This window comes from Arthrobacter sp. SLBN-53 (genome assembly GCF_006715585.1).
Lineage (GTDB): Bacteria > Actinomycetota > Actinomycetes > Mycobacteriales > Mycobacteriaceae > Mycobacterium > Mycobacterium neoaurum_A.
This window is the reverse complement of record NZ_VFNN01000001.1, coordinates 2,935,876-2,953,458: the sequence shown is the minus strand read 5'-3', so window position 1 is coordinate 2,953,458 and position 17,583 is coordinate 2,935,876. Positions and strand designations below refer to the sequence as shown.

12 protein-coding genes are annotated in these 17,583 nt (G+C 69.7%); 8 read left to right on the top strand and 4 right to left on the bottom strand.

Annotation, left to right across the window (positions count from 1 at the left end):
* Positions 1-133: 133 nt before the first annotated feature.
* Positions 134-2,980 carry a leucine--tRNA ligase gene (gene leuS, locus FBY28_RS14170; RefSeq protein ID WP_141867758.1) on the bottom strand — a complete coding sequence of 949 codons (2,847 nt, stop codon included), beginning with the start codon at positions 2,978-2,980 and terminating at the stop codon, positions 134-136.
* Positions 2,981-3,194: 214 nt separating this feature from the next.
* On the opposite strand from leuS, the gene FBY28_RS14165 reads away from it, so the two are divergent.
* Both FBY28_RS14165 and FBY28_RS14160 read left to right on the top strand, forming a co-directional pair.
* Positions 3,195-4,208, top strand: a complete 1,014-nt coding sequence (locus FBY28_RS14165; protein ID WP_141867756.1) for an LpqN/LpqT family lipoprotein — start codon at positions 3,195-3,197, stop codon at positions 4,206-4,208.
* Between the two features lie 33 nt (positions 4,209-4,241).
* Positions 4,242-4,598: a hypothetical protein gene (locus FBY28_RS14160; RefSeq protein ID WP_141867753.1), complete on the top strand. Its 357-nt coding sequence runs from the start codon at positions 4,242-4,244 to the stop codon at positions 4,596-4,598.
* A gap of 11 nt (positions 4,599-4,609) precedes the next feature.
* Here FBY28_RS14160 and FBY28_RS14155 read toward each other — a convergent pair whose 3' ends face one another.
* Positions 4,610-5,215 (bottom strand): YqgE/AlgH family protein, encoded by a 606-nt coding sequence (locus FBY28_RS14155; protein WP_019511977.1) that lies wholly within the window; start codon positions 5,213-5,215, stop codon positions 4,610-4,612.
* Between the two features lie 104 nt (positions 5,216-5,319).
* Between FBY28_RS14155 and FBY28_RS14150 the strand changes: the two genes are divergently transcribed.
* The 3 genes from FBY28_RS14150 to FBY28_RS14140 all read left to right on the top strand — a co-directional run bounded on the left by FBY28_RS14150 (position 5,320) and on the right by FBY28_RS14140 (position 8,746).
* Complete coding sequence (locus FBY28_RS14150) at positions 5,320-6,606, top strand: MFS transporter (RefSeq protein ID WP_141867751.1); 1,287 nt, start codon at positions 5,320-5,322, stop codon at positions 6,604-6,606.
* Between the two features lie 9 nt (positions 6,607-6,615).
* On the top strand, positions 6,616-7,392 hold the full coding sequence (locus FBY28_RS14145; RefSeq protein ID WP_141867749.1) for a TIGR03084 family metal-binding protein: 777 nt from the start codon (positions 6,616-6,618) through the stop codon (positions 7,390-7,392).
* A 142-nt stretch (positions 7,393-7,534) separates the two neighbouring features.
* On the top strand, positions 7,535-8,746 hold the full coding sequence (locus FBY28_RS14140) for an ankyrin repeat domain-containing protein (protein ID WP_141867747.1): 1,212 nt from the start codon (positions 7,535-7,537) through the stop codon (positions 8,744-8,746).
* On the opposite strand, the gene FBY28_RS14135 is transcribed toward FBY28_RS14140, so the two are convergent.
* Both FBY28_RS14135 and FBY28_RS14130 read right to left on the bottom strand, forming a co-directional pair.
* Positions 8,730-9,233, bottom strand: coding sequence for a pullulanase (locus FBY28_RS14135; protein WP_141867746.1), 504 nt, complete (start codon positions 9,231-9,233; stop codon positions 8,730-8,732). The genes FBY28_RS14140 and FBY28_RS14135 overlap by 17 nt on opposite strands.
* Before the next feature lie 15 nt (positions 9,234-9,248).
* The gene (locus FBY28_RS14130; RefSeq protein ID WP_141867744.1) at positions 9,249-10,709 is read right to left on the bottom strand and encodes a CCA tRNA nucleotidyltransferase; all 1,461 of its coding nucleotides are present in this window, start codon (positions 10,707-10,709) and stop codon (positions 9,249-9,251) included.
* 109 nt (positions 10,710-10,818) lie between these two features.
* Between FBY28_RS14130 and FBY28_RS14125 the strand changes: the two genes are divergently transcribed.
* Genes FBY28_RS14125 through murJ form a run of 3 tightly spaced genes read left to right on the top strand, consistent with a single transcriptional unit; the run spans position 10,819 to position 17,485 of the window.
* Complete coding sequence (locus FBY28_RS14125; protein WP_141867742.1) at positions 10,819-11,601, top strand: NUDIX hydrolase; 783 nt, start codon at positions 10,819-10,821, stop codon at positions 11,599-11,601.
* A gap of 11 nt (positions 11,602-11,612) precedes the next feature.
* Complete coding sequence (locus FBY28_RS14120; RefSeq protein WP_141867740.1) at positions 11,613-13,973, top strand: hypothetical protein; 2,361 nt, start codon at positions 11,613-11,615, stop codon at positions 13,971-13,973.
* Positions 13,970-17,485: a murein biosynthesis integral membrane protein MurJ gene (gene murJ / locus FBY28_RS14115; protein WP_141867737.1), complete on the top strand. Its 3,516-nt coding sequence runs from the start codon at positions 13,970-13,972 to the stop codon at positions 17,483-17,485. Before FBY28_RS14120 ends, murJ begins: the two co-directional genes overlap by 4 nt.
* The last annotated feature ends 98 nt before the right edge of the window (positions 17,486-17,583 follow it).

The window sequence follows — 17,583 nt, the reverse complement described above, 5'->3', positions numbered from 1 at the left end:
GATCTCCGCCGCCACGCTGCGGCCCTGGCATCCAGTATCCGCACGCCGGTATGCACGAAGCGGCATACGTCGGGACCCCATCAGGAAACTAGACCAACGGTGGGGATCGAGCCCCACCGTTGGTCGGGGGCCCTCAGACGACGAGGTTGACCAGCTTGCCGGGAACCACGATGACCTTCTTGGGCGTGGCCCCGTCGAGGAAGGCCAGCACCTTCTCGTCGGCACGCGCGGCCGCCTCCAGGGCCGCCCGGTCCGCATCGGCGGCGACCGTGATCTTGCCGCGCACCTTGCCGTTGACCTGAACCGGCAACTCGACGGTGTCGTCGACCAGATAGCGCTCGTCGGCTTCGGGGAAGGGTCCGTGGGCCAGCGATGCCTCGTGGCCCAGCCGGCGCCACAGTTCCTCGGCCAGGTGCGGGGCCAGCGGGGCCACCATCAGCACCAGCGGCTCGATGGCCGCCCGCGCCGTCACCGCCGCCTTGGTGATGTGGTTGGTGTACTCGATCAGCTTGGCCGCCGCCGTGTTGTTGCGCAGCGCCGCATAATCTTCGGCCACCCCGGCGATGGTCTTGTTCAGCGCGCGCAGGGTCTCGTCGCCGACCTGCTCGTCGGTGACCCGCACCGCGCCGGTGGTCTCGTCGATGACGGCCCGCCACACCCGCTGCAGGAACCGGTGCGCGCCGACGACGTCCTTGGTCGCCCACGGCCGCGAGGCCTCCAGCGGTCCCATCGACATCTCGTAGACGCGCAGGGTGTCGGCGCCGTACTCGTCGCAGATCTCGTCCGGGGAGACCGAGTTCTTCAGCGATTTGCCGATCTTGCCGAACTCCTGGTTGACCTCGATCTCCCCCTCCGGTGCCGGGTAGAAGAACTTGCCGTCGCGTTCGACTACCTCGGCGGCGGGAACGTAGGAACCGCGGGCATCGGTGTAGGCGAACGCCTGGATGTAGCCCTGGTTGACCAGGCGGCGGTACGGCTCGGACGAACTAACGTGACCGAGATCGAACAGCACCTTGTGCCAGAACCGGGAGTACAGCAGGTGCAGCACCGCATGCTCGACACCGCCGACGTACAGATCGACCCCGCCGGGATCCTGCGGGCCGTGGATCTCCGGCCGCGGACCCATCCAGTAGGCCTCGTTCTCCTTGGCGCAGAACGCTTCCGAGTTGTGTGGGTCGGCATAGCGCAGCTCGTACCACGAGCTGCCCGCCCACTGCGGCATCACGTTGGTGTCCCGGGTGTAGGCCTGCAACCCGTCTCCGAGGTCGAGGTCGACCTGCACCCATTCGGTTGCCTTGCCCAGCGGCGGCGAGGGTTCACTGTCGGCATCATCGGGGTCGAACATCACCGGCGCGTAGTCCTGGATGTCCGGGAGCTCCACCGGCAGAGCCGATTCCGGCAGCGGGTGGGCTCTGCCGTCGGCGTCGTAGACGATGGGGAACGGCTCACCCCAATACCGCTGCCGCGCGAACAGCCAGTCCCGCAACTTGTACTCGACCCGGGCCCGGCCGGTACCGTCTGCCTCCAGCCGGGCGATGATCGCCTCCTTGGCCGCGGCGACCGTCAAGCCGTCCAGCTCGCCGGAGTTCACCATCACACCGTCGCCGCTGTAGGCCGCTACGGTGACATCCCCACCCGAGACAACCTCGACGATGGGCAGCCCGAACGCGCTCGCGAACTCCCAGTCGCGCTGATCCCCGGCGGGCACCGCCATGATCGCACCGGTGCCGTAGCCGGCCAGCACGTAATCGGCGATGAAGATGGGCACATCGGCCCCGTTCACCGGATTGGTGGCATGGGCACCGGTGAACACGCCGGTCTTGGATTTGTTCTCCTGGCGCTCCAGGTCGGACTTGGCCGCGATATCGGACCGGTAGGCCGCGATGGCCTCGGCCGGGGTTGCGCCGCCGTAGGTCCACCGGTCGTCGGTGCCATCGGGCCAGGCGGCCGCGGTCAGCGCGTCGACCAGCTCGTGCTCGGGGGCCAGCACCAGGTAGGTCGCGCCGTAGAGGGTGTCGGGCCGGGTGGTGAACACCTCGATGGCACCGGCGGCCGTGCCGAACCGGACCTGTGCGCCGACGGAGCGGCCGATCCAGTTGCGCTGCATGGCCTTGACCTTGTCGGGCCAGTCCAGCACGTCCAGGTCGTCGAGCAGTCGATCGGAATACGCGGTGATGCGCATCATCCACTGCCGCAACCGCTTCCGGAACACCGGGAAGTTGCCGCGGTCGCTGCGGCCATCGGAGGTGACCTCCTCGTTGGCCAGGACCGTGCCCAGCCCCGGGCACCAGTTGACCACCGAGTCGGCGCGGTACACCAGCCGGTGGCCGTCGATGACATCGGCGCGCTCGGCCTTGGTCAGTTCCGCCCAGGTCCGGCCGTCGGGCAGGGCCCGGGTGCCGTCGGCGAACTCCTCGATCAGTTCCTCGATGCGGCGGGCACGCTTGAGCTCGGGGTCGAACCAGGCGTTGTAGATCTGCAGGAAGATCCACTGCGTCCACTTGTAGAAGTCGACATCGGTGGTGGAGAAGCTGCGCCGCGAGTCGTGGCCCAGGCCCAAGCGCCCCAACTGCCTGCGGAAGTTGACGATATTGGCCTCGGTGCGGGTGCGCGGGTGGGTGCCCGTCTGCACGGCATACTGTTCGGCAGGAAGCCCGAAGGCATCGAAACCCAAGGCGTGCAGGACATTCCGGCCGGTCATCCGGAAGTAGCGGGCGTAGACGTCGGTGGCGATATAGCCGAGAGGGTGCCCGACGTGCAGGCCGTCCCCGGATGGGTAGGGAAACATGTCCTGGACGAACATCTTGTCCGCCGGGACGGCCGAGGAATCGGTGGGTGCCAGCGATCCCACCGGGTTGGGCACGTGGAAGGTGCCCAGACGCTGCCAGCGCTGTTGCCAGGCCAGCTCGATATCACCGGCCAGCGCGGCGGAGTAGCGGTGCTGCGGTGCGTCGGCGGGGTCGACCGAGGGATCTGTCACGTCGAACAGGGTATAAGCGCCGCTCGCGCGCCCTTCGGCCACGGGTTGATAAAGGTTGCGTTGCAGGGTGGTCAGAACCCGGTTGCAGCTCGGTCCCGACGCTGTCGGATGCCCCGTCGACATGGTTACAGTCGGCCCCTGACCCGCCGGAATCGAATTCCCGCCACATCGAATCCCGCCACGCACCGAACGAACCGGAAGGACCGACGTCAGGATGAACGAGCACGCGCGCCGCTGGCGGATTGTCATCGCCGGGACCGCCGCCGGACTGGCCGGTGTCGTCAGCCTGGCCGCCACCCCCGCGAACGCCGAGCCGCTGCCCCCTCATCCCGTGCCGCCCGCACCGGTCACCGTGACCCAGACCGTCACCGTCGCGCCGCAGGCAGCGCCGCTGATCCCGGCCGCTGCCGCGCCCGCCCAGCCGATAGCGGCAGGTGGCCCGGTGGCCCCGGCCGCCGTCCCCGCTGTGCCCGCTGTGCCGGCCGTCCCGGGGGCTGCCCCGCTGCTCGGCTCGGCGACCTCCACCGCTGCCACCCCGCGACCGGTGACGGTGCCGCTGTCACCGAATCCGTCCGGCACCATCCGTGACTACCTGACCAGTCAGAACGTGACGTTGGAGCCTCAGACCCCGGCCGGGTTCACCGCACTGAACATCGTGCTGCCCCGGCCCACCGGCTGGACCCAGGTGCCCGATCCCAATGTCCCCGATGCCTTCGCCGTCATCGCCGACCGCGTCGGCGGCGACGGGCTGTACAGCAACAACGCCCAGGTGGTCGTCTACAAGCTGGTCGGGAACTTCGACCAGCGCGAAGCGATCCGGCACGGATTCGTCGACAGCCAGCAGCTGACGGCATGGCGGGCGACCGGAGGGTCGATCGCCGAGGTGGCCGGCGTACCGACGTCGATCATCGAGGGCACCTACCGCGAGAACAACATGACCCTGAACACCTCGCGGCGCCACATCATCGCGACCTCCGGCGCCGACCGCTTCCTGGTGTCGCTGTCGGTGACCACCTCCGAATCGCAATCCGTGGCCGCCGCGGACGCCACCGACGCGATCATCAACGGCTTCCGGGTCTCCGCACCCGCCGCACCCGCACCCGCCGCTCCGGCTCCAGGTGCTGCCGCCGCACCCGCCGCCGCGGCACCGGTCGTCCCTGCGCCCGCCGCGGCAGCACCGTCCGCCATCCCGGTCAGCCTCGGTACCGGGCCGGTCGTCCCCAACTAACACCGAAGCCCGTCCGCCTCGTATCCTGAAGCCATGCTTGTTGCCGCGGTTTTGTGCCTGGTCGTGGCCGTCGCCACCGCCGGCGCGGCTGTGTGGTCCTTGAAGCAACCCTTCGCCGACGATCCCGTGCGTCAGGTGTTGCGCGCCGTGGCGCCGACGCAGTTCGCCGCCGCAGCGATGCTGGGTGCCGGCAGTGCGGTGGCCATCGCCGCGCCGACGATGGCCACGCTGTTGCTGCCGGTGTGCGTCATCGGCGCGATCGGGACGGTCGCCGCGGGATGCTGGCAGAGCGCCAAGGTGGTGGCCCGCAAGGAAGCCGCCCAGGCCGCTGCCCGCGACGCCGGTGGGGGTTGTGCCGGCTCGTGCGCCTCGTGCACGCTCTCGTGCTGAGTGGCGTCAGGTCAGTTTCGGCTCAGGTCGATGGGGTGCGTCGCGAGCATCGCCAGCGGTAGCGGTTGACGCCGCAGCACTCGGGACCACAGGTCGACCCGCGGTTCGGCAAGGACATCCGAGGGCAATGCCGAGAGCACGATCCAGTCGTCGCGCTCGATCTCACCCTCGAGCTGCCCGACGGTCCAGCCCGAATATCCCGCGAAGATCCGTACACCCTCGACCACCGGCGCGATGTTCTCCGGATCGGAGTCCAGATCGACCATGCAGACCCGACCCTGGACGTGACGCAAGCCGGGCACGCCGGTGATGTCGACGCCGACCCGGACGGTGGCCAGGCACAACGCCGAATCACGCTTCACCGGACCACCGACGAACATCGTCTTGGGCTTGATCGCCAGCCCTGCCCACTGCGGCAGGACGTTGTAGACCGCGGTCTCGCTCGGCCGGTTGAGCACCACGCCCAGCGTGCCGCCCTCGTTGTGTTCGACGATGTAGATGACGGTGCGCCGGAATGTCGGTTCCAGCAGGTCGGTTTCGGCCAGCAGCAGCGTCCCGGCCCGCACCCGCGGTGCCGTCGGCGTCGGGTAATCCTCCGGTTCGTCGGGATGCGCCATCGGTCAATCATGTCACCAGCACGGCGCCATGCTCACCGGCTCGCCGAGATATTTGTAGGGTGGATCGGGGTCATAACTCGCCGGCCCGGACAGGACCCGATCTGATGACTGACACCGGCACTCCCGGGGGCACGTGGCACACGGTGCGCGGGTTGCCCGAATTCCGGCGGCTGCTCGAGTTGCGGGCGGTCAGCCAATTCGGGGATGGGCTGTTCCAGGCCGGATTGGCCGGTGCACTGCTGTTCAATCCGGAGCGCGCCGCACATCCGTGGGCCATCGCCGGGGCGTTCGCTGTGCTGTTCCTGCCCTACTCCGCACTCGGGCCGTTCGCCGGCGCCCTGTTGGACCGCTGGGACCGCAGGACGGTGCTGATCGGCGCCAACGCCGGGCGCCTGGTGCTGATGCTCGCCGTCGGCGCGGCCCTGGCGGTCAGCTCGGGGGATCTGACGCTGCTGGCAGGCGCGCTGATCGTCAACGGGTTCACCCGCTTCGTCTCGTCCGGGCTCTCGGCGGCGCTACCGCACGTGGTTCCCCGCGATCACGTGCTGACGATGAACTCGGTGGCCACCGCGACGGGCGCGCTGGCGACCTTCCTCGGTGCGAACTTCATGCTGCTGCCGCGGTGGTTGCTCGGTGCCGATGACGGTGGCGCCTCGGTGGTGATCTTCTTGGCCGCGATCCCGGTGGCGTTGGCCCTGGTGCTGTCGGTGCGGTTCGCCCCCCGCGCCCTCGGTCCCGACGACAGCGCCCGCGCCGTGCACGGTTCGGTGGCCTATGCGGTGTCCACCGGGTGGGTGCACGGCGCCAGGACGGTCGCCGCCGTGCCCACCGTCGCGGCGACCCTCAGCGGGTTGGCCGCCCACCGGATGGTGTTCGGGATCAACACCCTGTTGGTGTTGGTGATGGTGCGCCACACCGGCGATCAGGAGGTCGCCGGGCTGGGCCTGGGCACCGCGGTGTTGTTCGTCGCCGCGACCGGTACCGGGTCGTTTCTGTCCACCGTGCTCACTCCTGCCGCTGTCCTGCGGTGGGGTCGTTACCGCACGGCCAACGGTGCCCTGGTCCTGGCGGCGCTGATCCAGCTGCTGGCCGCGGGACTGTACATGCCGGTGATGATCGCCTGCGGCTTCGTCCTCGGCGCGGCCGGGCAGGTGGTGAAGTTGTGCGCGGACAGCGCGATGCAGATCGATGTCGACGACGCGTTGCGCGGGCATGTGTTCACGGTGCAGGACGCGTTGTTCTGGGTGACCTTCGTCGCGGCGATCGCGCTGGCGGCGGCGCTCATCCCGACCGACGGCCGGTCGGTTCCGCTGGTGCTCCTCGGGTCCGCGCTCTACCTGGTGGGATTGGCCGCGCACGCCCGCCTCGGCAGGCGGACCCGGCCAGTCTAGAGTTCAGACATGGCTGATGCCGGGCCGGTGGTGGCCGATCTGCGCGCCGAGAGCGCCGAGCTCGACGGCATGGTTGCCGAGTTGTCCGACCAGCAATGGCGCACCGCCACCCCCGCCCCGGGGTGGACCATCGCCCACCAGATCGCCCACCTGTGGTGGACCGACCGGGTGGCTTGGGCGTCGGCAACCGACGAGTCCGCCTTCGGCGCCGTGCTCGCCGAGGCCGGTAAGAACCCGCTGGGGTTCGTCGACGCCGGCGCCGAGCAACTGGCGGCCACTCCCCCGGCCGAGTTGCTGGCCAATTGGCGGGCCGACCGTGCGCGGTTGCACGATGCGCTGCTGGGGGTCCCCGACGGCCGAAAGCTGCCCTGGTTCGGCCCCCCGATGAGCCCGACATCGATGGCCACCGCGCGCCTGATGGAGACCTGGGCCCACGGTCTCGATGTCGCCGATGCGCTGGGGATCCGCAGGCCCGGCACCGGCCGTCTCCGATCGATTGCCCATATCGGTTATCGCACAAGGGATTTCGCGTTCTCTGTGCACGGACTCACCCCGCCGGCGGAAATGTTTCACGTGGAACTACGCGCTCCGGACGGGCAGTTGTGGGCCTGGGGACCCGAAGACGCCGCCCAGACCGTGACCGGCAGCGCCGAGGACTTCTGCATGCTGGTCACCCAACGCCGAGCCCCGGGCGATCTCGATATCGTGGCGACCGGCCCCGACGCCCAGAAGTGGCTGACCATCGCCCAGGCCTTCGCCGGGCCACCGGGCAAGGGCCGTGGATAACCGGCCCGAGTAGCATGGATCCGGGCGCGCAGGATCGCCCGACGTCCGCTCGAAGGGGCTCAGCCCTCCTGCCGTAGTCGTCCTTCAACGACCTCTTCTCAGCCCGGCTTCGCGGACGGCGGGCATCTGAGAGGAGGCCGTCATGGCCAGTTCGCTGCCCGACAATCCTTCGCTGTCCCGTCTGCGCGTCGCCGCGCGTGATCTCCAGCGACGGGCGACGGCGGGAGATTCCAGCGCGCTCGCGCTGATCCGCGCTCACCACCCCCGACCCGACCGCGTCGTCGTCGACCGCCCTGTCGCACTGCACGACGCCCAGCTGACCACCGCCCGGCGGTACGGGTTCAGTGGGTGGCCCGCCCTGGTGCGCTATCTCGAAGCCGTCACCGAGCTGGGCACCGACCCGGCCCGCTTCGACGAGTCCACCGCCAGCCTCGGCGACCGGTTCTGTGCGCTGGCCTGCCTGCGCTACGACGCAACCGATGCGCCCCCGCGTCGCGAGGCGGCCGCCGAGCTGCTGCGCACCCACCCCGGCCTGGTCGGCGGCCACCCCTGGGCGGCCGCCGCCGCAACCGATGTCCGCGCGCTGTCCGCCCAGCTGCGCGACGACCCCGGCGTGGCATCGACCCCGGGCGGACCCTTCGGGTGGCCGCCGCTGATGTACTTGGCCTATGCCCGGGTGCCCGGTGGGGACAGCATCGCCGCCGCCCAACTGCTGCTCGATGCCGGTGCCGACCCCGATGCCGGGTATCTGTGGCGTGGGATGTCGACGCCCTTCACGGTGTTGACCGGTGTATTCGGCGAGGGCGAGCAGGGGCCGCGGCGCCAGCCACGACACCCGGCCGCCGACGACCTGGCCGCCCTGCTGCTGCGTCGCGGCGCGCACCCGGTGGACCAACAGACGCTCTACAACCGGATGTTCCGGCCCGACGATGCACACCTGTACCTGCTGTTCGAGCACGGGCTCGCCGACGCCGGTCCGAGTCCGTGGGAGCGCCGCCTCGGTGAGGCCATGGAGACGCGCGAGCAGATGTGGCAACGGCAGATCTCCTGGGCCGCCGACAACGGTTTCGCCGACCCCCTGGCACTGCTGGCCCGGCACGGTATCGACACCGGCGGAGCTCAGCCGGCGACCCGCGAACTGCCCGACGACCCGAATCAACGTGACGCCGACGGGGCGACCGCCCTGCACCACGCCGCGTGGTCCGGTGACCTGACGTTGATCCGGCGCCTCCTGGACGCCGGCGCGGATCCCGCACTGCGCGACACCCGATTCGACGCCACGCCCGGTGAATGGGCCGAACACGCCTATGAGTCCGAGGCCGCCGAACTACTACGGCTCACGGCAGGTCGCTGACCGCATCGGCCGTCCCGTCCCCGTCGGCATCGGTGAGCCGCAGATCCCAGCGACCGTCACCGTCGCGGTCGGCGAAGGCGAACCCGGGACCGAGCACCCGATCGGCGAGCCCGTCATCGTCGACATCGACCAACCGCTCCCCCGGCGAACCGTCCCCGTCGAAATCCACGACGGGCCCGCCGAAGGCCTCCGCGCCGTCGAGACCCAACCAGCGCAACTGTCCCGCCCGGTCCACCGCGACCGCCCAGGTGCCCGAGCCGTCATCGGTGAAGTAGGCCGGCGCCGGCCCGTCGCGGTTGTGCACGGCGTGATCGGCCAGCCCATCGCCCGGCGAACCGTCCAGATCGGCCAGTGCGTCATCGGCGTGGCCGTCCCCGTCGAGATCCAGGCCGAAGGCGTCGAGCACCCCGTCACCGTCGAGGTCGACGGTGGGATCGGCCGACCAGATATCGGCGCCACCGGCGCCGTCGGAGAGGCAGTAGTCCATACCTCCTCAGACGCATCAGGACTGCTGGGCGTTCCACCATTTTCTGAGCTCGGCGATCGCCTCGTCATGCTCCAGCGGACCACGTTCCAGACGCAGGTCCTTCAGGTACTTCCAGGCCTTGCCGACGAGCGGTCCGGCCGGGATGTCCAGGATGGCCATGATCTCGTTGCCGTCCAGGTCGGGCCGCACCCGACCAAGATCCTCCTTGGCCGCGATCTCCGCGATCCGGGCCTCGAGATCGTCGTAGTTGGCGCGCAATCGCGCCGCACGCCGCTTGTTGCGGGTGGTGCAGTCCGCGCGGACCAGTTTGTGCAACCGGTCCAGCAGCGGCCCGGCATCGGTGACATAGCGACGCACCGCGGAGTCGGTCCACTTGCCGTCGCCGTAGCCGTGGAAACGCAGATGCAGGTACACCAGCTGCGAGACGTCGTCGACCATCTGCTTGGAGTACTTGAGCGCCCGCATCCGCTTACGCACCATCTTGGCCCCGACCACCTCGTGGTGATGGAAGCTCACCCCACCATCGGACTCGTGCCGACGGGTCGCCGGCTTACCGATGTCGTGCAGCAGCGCAGCCCACCGCAACACCAGATCGGGACCGTCGGCTTCCAGATCGATGGCCTGCTGCAGCACCGTCAGCGAGTGCCAGTAGACGTCCTTGTGCTGGTGATGTTCGTCGATGGCCATCCGCATCTCGCCGACCTCGGGCAGCACCACATCGCCCAGTCCCGTCTGGACCATCAGGTCGATCCCGGCCACCGGATCGGCACCGGTGATCAGCTTGTCCAGTTCGGCGGCGACCCTTTCGGCGGTGATCCGGCCCAACTGCGGCGCCATCTCGATGAGCGCCTCCAGCACCCGCGGCGCCACCGCGAAGCGAAGCTGGGAGACGAAACGCGCGGCGCGCAGCATCCGCAGCGGATCATCACCGAAGGACACCTGCGGTTCGGCGGGTGTGTCGAGTATCCGCTCGCGCAGCGCCTTGATCCCGCCGAGCGGATCGCAGAACTCGGCGAGCCCGCCAGGGGCATCGGGGTGGATCCGCACCGCCATCGCGTTGACCGTGAAATCGCGACGGACCAGGTCGTCCTCCAGGCGATCACCAAAGCGCACCTCGGGATTCCGGGAGACCTGGTCGTAGCTGTCGGCCCGGAATGTGGTGATCTCCATCCGGTATCCGGCCTTGCCCACGCCGAGCGTCCCGAATTCGATCCCCGTTTCCCAGAGCGCGTCGGCCCACCCGCGCAGCAGCTTCTGCATCTGCTTCGGTCGCGCGTCGGTGGTGAAATCCAGATCGTTGCCCAGCCGGCCCAGCAGCGCATCGCGCACGCTCCCGCCGACCAGGTAGAGCTGGTGGCCTGCCTCGGCGAAGCGCGCGCCCAGTTCGGTGAGCACCGGTCCGTACTCGCTCAACGCCACAAACGCACCCGCCAGCAGTTCGGCATCGGCGGCGTCTGGGGTCTGGTGGTCGGGCACGTTCGGGGAGTCTAGTGACGCCACCGGGGTGGTAACGACCCGGCGACAGCCCGGCCACGACGGGCGCGTGTGGCGAGCAGGTGAACCGACGGCAACTATCATCGCTTGGGTGTCGGACGGCGAGCAGGCCAAACCGCGACGGCGCCGAGGGCGTCGCCGCGGCCGCCGGGCTGCCGGTCCGCCCGCAGCCGATGCCCAAGCCGGCTCGACGTCGAGCAACGGCGCGGCGGCACCCGTCGCCAATGGGGAGTCCAAGCAGGCCAAACCCGGCCAGAATCGCAGGCCGCGGCCCGACCGCAGAGCCCCCGACCGGCTGCGCACCGTGCACGAGACCTCGGCGGGCGGTCTGGTCATCGACGGTATCGACGGCCCCAAGGAGACTCAGGTCGCGGCGCTGATCGGCCGGGTCGACCGGCGCGGCCGGATGTTGTGGTCACTGCCCAAGGGTCATATCGAGGTCGGTGAGACCGCCGAGCAGACCGCGATCCGCGAGGTCGCCGAGGAGACCGGGATCCAGGGCAGCGTGCTGGCCGCACTGGGCAGCATCGACTACTGGTTCGTGACCGAGGGCCGCCGCGTCCACAAGACCGTGCACCATTACCTGATGCGTTTCCTCGGCGGCGACCTCTCCGACGAGGACATGGAGGTCACCGAGGTGGCCTGGGTCCCGCTGCGTGATCTGCCCGCCAGGCTGGCCTACGCCGACGAACGACGTCTCGCGGTGGTCGCCGGTGAGCTCATCGACAAGTTGCACACCGACGGTGAGGACGCCCTTCCACCGCTGCCGCCCAGCGCTCCTCGGCGCCGCCCACAGACCCATTCGCACACCCGCAACCGTCGCCCGGAGGAGTCGCCCCCGCGGCGGGCGAACGGCTGCGGACCCGGCCAATGAGACAGGCGAGGGTGCTCCTTCGCGTCCTCATCGCCACACTGCTCGTCCTGCTGTTCGCCGGCCCGGTGCCGGCGGCCGCCCAACCCGGCGAGACGACGTTCCTGCAGTTGCACATCGACCGGGTCAGCCCCGACACCGTCACCACCACCAGCGGCTCGGTGGTCACCGTCGCCGGGACGGTCCGCAACACCGGGGACCGGCCCGTCCGCGATGTCGTCGTCCGCCTCGAGCACGCCCCCGCGGTCACCGGATCGGCGGGGCTGCGGACGAACCTGACCGGCAATCTCGATCAATACACCCCGGTAGGCCCGTTCATCACCGTCTCCGGTGAACTGCAACGCGGACAACAGGTTCCGTTCACACTGTCCTATCCGGTCCGCGGGGACGGGCAACCGACCCTGCAGATCGAGCAGCCCGGCGTCTATCCACTGCTGGTCAACGTCAACGGCACCCCGGACTATGGTGCACCGGCCCGCCTCGACGACGCGCGGATGCTGCTCCCGGTGCTCGGCGTACCGCCCGACCCCGTCAGCGGTGACGACGCGGGAAACCAGGGATTGTCGGCGGTGGTCCCACCGGATACCTCGCGTCCGGTGGCCACGACGGTGCTGTGGCCGCTGGCCGACCGCCCCCGGCTGGCGGCAGGCATCCCCGGCGGCACCACCCCGGTGCGGCTGCTCGACGACGATCTGGCGACTTCCCTGGCACCGGGTGGTCGACTGGACACTCTGCTGTCGGCGGCCGATTTCGCCACCAGCGCCCCGGTCGACGCCGACGGCGCGGTCCGCGCTGCCGTGTGCCTTGCCGTCGATCCCGACCTGCTGATCACCGTCAACGCGATGACGGCAGGCTACGTAGTCAGTGACGATCCGGCCGGTGGCCTCAACGCCCCGACGCATCCGGGCACCGGCCAGGATGCGGCCGTCGGATGGCTCAACCGGCTCAAGGCACTGGCCCAGCGACTGTGCGTCACACCGACGGTGTACGCGCAGGCCGACCTGGATGCGCTGCACCGCGTCGGCGACCGCGGGCTGAGCACCGTCGCGACCGGCGCGGCCGCCGATATCGTCGACCAGATCCTCGGGGTGCGGTCGGTGCGCGGGGCGACCCTGATCGGCGACGGCCCGTTGACCGACGGTGCGGTGGCGCTGCTGGCCGGGCAGAACCCGACCGTCGCGGTCTCGGCCGCCGCACTGACCCCGACCGACAGCGGCCCGGCCGACGTCTCTCCGCAGCGATACGCCCAGCAGGTGGTGGTCGCACCGTTCGATCCGGCCCTCGGCGCCGCGCTGGCCGGAGTCGGGGCCAACCCGCGCACGCCGACGTATCTGGACACCGGACTGGACATCCCGCTGGAACACGATTCACGGGTGGCCCGCCTGCAGGATGCGCTCGGCGCACTGCAGTGGCGTGGTCTGCGGCCCGAGGAGCAGGGACGCTCGCAGCTCGTCGTGCCGCCGCTGACCTGGGATCTCAATCCCGAGGAAGCCCAAAGCGTGCTGACCGCGGTGGCGACCGCGATCAGGGCGGGGCTGGCCGTGCCGCGGCCACTGCCGGTGGTGCTGCAGCAGACACCCGCGCTGGCACCCTTCGATTCCAGCGCTGTCCCGCCGTGGTCCGGTGATGCCGCGGGCACCTTCGACAACGGCGTGACCTCCGGGATCGGCGCGGTCACCGGCCGGCTGTGGGGGCTGACCGCGGCGTTGACCGTCGACGAACGCACCGGCCTGACCGGTAACCAGTACACCGCCCCACTACGTGAGGACATGTTGCGCGCCGTGAGCCAGTCGATACCGGCGCAGTCGCGCAATGGTGCCGCCCAGCAACGCCTTTCGACGGTCAGCCGTACCGTCGCCGATCTGTTCGGCGCGGTCACCGTGGTGAACCCCGGCGGCTCGTACACGCTGGCCACCGAGCGCAGTCCGCTACCGCTGGCACTGCGCAACGACCTGCCGGTGCCGATCCGGGTCCGGCTGCGCATCGACGCACCGCCGGGGATGACGGTGACCGACCCCGGGGAGATCGAGCTGCCGCCGGGTTTCCTGCCGGTGCGGGTGCCCATCGAGGTGCACTTCACCCAGCGCTTCGCCGTCGATGTCGCCCTGACCACCGCCGATGGCATGGCCCTCGGTGACCCGGTGCGGTTGTCGGTGCATTCCAACGCCTACGGCAAGGTGCTGTTCTTCATCACCCTGACCGGCGGGCTGATCCTGGCGCTGCTGGTCGGTCGGCGGCTGTGGCACCGGTTCCGCGGCGAGCCCGACCGGGCGGATCTGGTGCCGCCGACCCGGGAGCCACGCAGGCCCGACCCGTTGGACACCGCGCTGGCCCACACCGCCGAGGACACCGCGCGCCCGGAGCGAACCCGATGAGCGCCGCGGCGGGCACCCGCAAGGAGTTGTCGGACTCGGCTGTCGTCTCCAGATCGTGGGCGATGGCGCTGGCGACGTTGATCAGCAGGATCACCGGGTTCGCCAGGATGGTGCTGCTGGCGATCATCCTCGGCGGGCCGTTGCTGAGCGCCTTCTCGGTGGCCAACCAGCTGCCGAACCTGATCGCCGCGCTGGTCCTCGAGGCGACCTTCACCGCGATCTTCGTGCCGGTGCTGGCCCGCGCCGAACGCGAGGATCCCGACGGCGGAACGGCATTCATCCGCAGGCTGCTCACGTTGGCCACGCTGGTGCTGCTGTTGGCGACCATCTCCTCCACGTTGGCCGCCCCGCTGCTGACCGACCTGATGCTCGGTTCCGAACCGCTGGTGAACCGTCCACTGACCACCGCGTTCGCCTACCTGCTCCTGCCCCAGATCATCTTCTACGGGCTCTCTTCGGTGTTCATGGCAATCCTGAACACCCGCAACATCTTCGGTCCGCCGGCCTGGGCGCCGGTGGTCAACAACGTGGTGGCCATCGCCACCATCGGCGTCTATCTCCTGGTCCCCGGCGAGCTCTCGGTGAACCCGGTGGAGATGGGCAACGCCAAGCTGCTGGTGCTGGGTATCGGGACCACCCTGGGCGTGGTGGCGCAGGCCGCCGTCGTGTTCGTCGCGCTGCGGGCCGAGCGGATCAGCATGAAACCGCTCTGGGGTATCGACGACCGGATCAAGACCTTCGGGATGATGGCGTTGGCGATGGTGCTCTACGTCCTGATCAGTCAGGTCGGCCTGATCGTCGGCAACCAGATCGCCAGCGCCGCATCGGCATCCGGTCCGGCGATCTACAACTACACCTGGCTGGTGCTGCAGCTGCCGTTCGGCATCATCGGCGTGACGGTGCTCACCGTGGTGATGCCGCGGTTGTCGCGCAACGCCGCATCCGAGGACGGGCCTGCCGTGCTGGCCGATCTGAACCTGGCCACCCGACTGACCATGCTGACCCTGATCCCGGTGGTCGCGGTGATGACCGTCGGTGGGCCGGCCATCGGCAGCGCGCTGTTCGCCTACGGCAACTTCGGCGATACCGACGCCGGCTACCTCGGTATGGCGATCACGCTGTCTGCCTTCACCCTGATCCCGTATTCGCTGGTGTTGCTGCAGCTTCGGGTCTTCTACGCGCGTCAACAACCCTGGACGCCCATCGTGCTGATCCTGGTGATCACTGCCGTGAAGATCGTGGCCTCGGTGGCGGTACCGCATCTGGTCGCCGACCCGGGCATGGTCGCCGGATATCTGGGGCTGGCCAACGGCCTCGGGTTCTTGGCCGGGGCCACCGTGGGATACGTGGTGTTGCGTGCCAACCTGATACCGGCAGGCAGCGGCGGGCGGATGATCAGCATCGAGGTGGTGCGCACCATTCTGGTCACGATCGCGGCGTCCATGCTCGCCGGTCTGGTCGCCCATGTCGTCGATAAGCTCGTCGGCCTGCAGGCCCTGACCGAGCGCGGAGGCGGTGCGGGGTCGCTGCTGCGTCTGATGGTGATCGGGCTGATCATGGGTCCGATCGTGAGCGCGGTGCTGTGGTGGGCCAAGGTGCCCGACGCGGTGTCGGCCGTCGCCGCGGTGCAGGCCCGACTCCGGGGCCGCACGCCGTCGGCCCCCGGGCGCACGACCGGGACCGATGCTGGTCATGGCCGCGGGGCGGTCCCGTATCCTGATCGGAGCAATTCGCATCCGATGCGGCCCGGCCGCCCCCCGGCAGCCCGCCGGTATGCACCGCAGGCGCAGATTGCCACGAGCCACACTCGGAAAGGACCATCGGTGAGCGATACGCCCGGCAGCGGGTCTGCGCCAGACGCCGGAGCCGATTCCGAAACCGGCGCCACCACCCGGATTCCGTTGCAGGGCAAAGCTGATGCGTTTGCACCCGATACCGGTGGTTTCACCGCACGGCCACCGGCCGACTACGGTGGCGATCCCAGTCGCGAGCCGCTGGCCTTCGACCCGCCGCGCGAAGGTCCCGCCGAGGCCGCGCTCGGTGAGGAACTGCACCTGATCCCGGGCGCGACCATCATCGGCGGGCGCTACCGGTTGCTCGTCTCCCACGGCGGGACCGACACGCTGCGGTTCTGGCATGCCCTGGACACCGCACTCGACAGGCAGGTCGCGCTGACCTTCGTCGACCCCGACGGCACCCTGCCCGAGTCCGAACTGCAGGACATCCTGGCCAGGACGCAACGGCTGTCCGCGATCGACAGCCCCGGGCTGGCCCGGATCCTGGACGTCACCCGGTCCGGATCCGGCGGCCTGGTGATCTCGGAGTGGATCCGCGGTGGTTCGCTGACCGAGGTCGCCGAGACCTCGCCCTCCCCGATCGGCGGGGCGCGCGCCATCCAGTCACTGGCCGCCGCTGCCGATATCGCACACCGCGCGGGCGTCTCGTTGTCGGTGGACGATCCGGGTCGCATCCGGGTCAGCATCGAGGGCGATGTCGCGCTCGCTTTCCCGGCGACGCTGCCCGAGGCCAACCCCGAGAGCGATATCCGCGGCGTCGGCGCCGCGTTGTACGCCCTGCTGATCAACCGTTGGCCGCTACCGCAGACCGGTACCACCAGTGGTCTGGAGCCCGCCGACCTCGACGCGGTCGGCCAGCCGGTCGAGCCGCAGACGGTCAATGCGGACATTCCCTTCCAGATCTCCGCCGCAGCCGCCCGCGCGGTGCAGGAAAACGGTGGTATCCGCAGCGCGCCGACGCTGCTGAACCTGCTTCAGCAGGCCACCGCGGTGGCCGACCGTACCGAATACATCGCCCCGCTGGATGCGTCCTCGGCCGACCAGCCTGCGCGTTCGGGTGCCGCCGAGGCCGACCCGGACGCCGTGGCGCGGCGCCGCAAGGGCCTGATCATCGGACTCGCCGTCGGCGGCGTCGTCGTCGTGCTTGTCTTCGTCCTGCTGGTCACCGTGCTGAGCCGGATCTTCGGTGACGTGGGCGGCGGGATCAACCGCGACGAGCTCGGCCTGAACAACCCCAGCAGCACCACCACGGCCGAGTCCGACGGGGGAACGGTCAAACCGATCCGGGCCACCGTCTTCTCCCCCGAGGGTGGTGCCGACGCTCCCAACGAGGCCGGTCTGGCGATCGACGGGAACCCCGCGACCGCGTGGCCCACCGACACCTACTCCGACCCGGCACCCTTCCCCGGCTTCAAGAACGGCGTCGGCCTGATGTTGCAGTTGCCCAAACCCACCGATATCGGGTCGGTCACCGTCAACGTCTCCAGCGTGGGTACCTCGGTGCAGATCCGCTCCGCCGACACGGCCAACCCGGCCACCCTGGCCGATACCACCGAGCTGACCCCGCCGACACCACTGAAGAAGGGTTCCAACACCATCGACGTTCCCGAGGCCGCACCGACCTCATACGTCCTGGTGTGGATCTCGACGCTGGGCACCGTCGACGGCAAGAGCCGCACCGATATCTCCGAGGTGACGATCACCGCCCGCTCCTGAGCGGAGTTATCCCCAGGCTGTTCTCGGCAATCGTGCTGTTCAGCGAGTTGCGGCAAAGAGGTGCCCGGCGGTGGCCGCAGCGGAATCTAGTGTTCGGC

What these genes read in the sequence shown, in the direction of transcription:
- FBY28_RS14165 (WP_141867756.1), top strand. Translation starts at nt 3,195, where the DNA reads ATGAACGAGCACGCGCGCCGCTGGCGGATTGTCATCGCCGGGACCGCC.
- FBY28_RS14160 (WP_141867753.1), top strand. Translation starts at nt 4,242, where the DNA reads ATGCTTGTTGCCGCGGTTTTGTGCCTGGTCGTGGCCGTCGCCACCGCC.
- FBY28_RS14155 (WP_019511977.1), bottom strand. Translation starts at nt 5,215, where the DNA reads ATGGCGCATCCCGACGAACCGGAGGATTACCCGACGCCGACGGCACCG.
- FBY28_RS14150 (WP_141867751.1), top strand. Translation starts at nt 5,320, where the DNA reads ATGACTGACACCGGCACTCCCGGGGGCACGTGGCACACGGTGCGCGGG.
- FBY28_RS14145 (WP_141867749.1), top strand. Translation starts at nt 6,616, where the DNA reads ATGGCTGATGCCGGGCCGGTGGTGGCCGATCTGCGCGCCGAGAGCGCC.
- FBY28_RS14140 (WP_141867747.1), top strand. Translation starts at nt 7,535, where the DNA reads ATGGCCAGTTCGCTGCCCGACAATCCTTCGCTGTCCCGTCTGCGCGTC.
- FBY28_RS14135 (WP_141867746.1), bottom strand. Translation starts at nt 9,233, where the DNA reads ATGGACTACTGCCTCTCCGACGGCGCCGGTGGCGCCGATATCTGGTCG.
- murJ (WP_141867737.1), top strand. Translation starts at nt 13,970, where the DNA reads ATGAGCGCCGCGGCGGGCACCCGCAAGGAGTTGTCGGACTCGGCTGTC.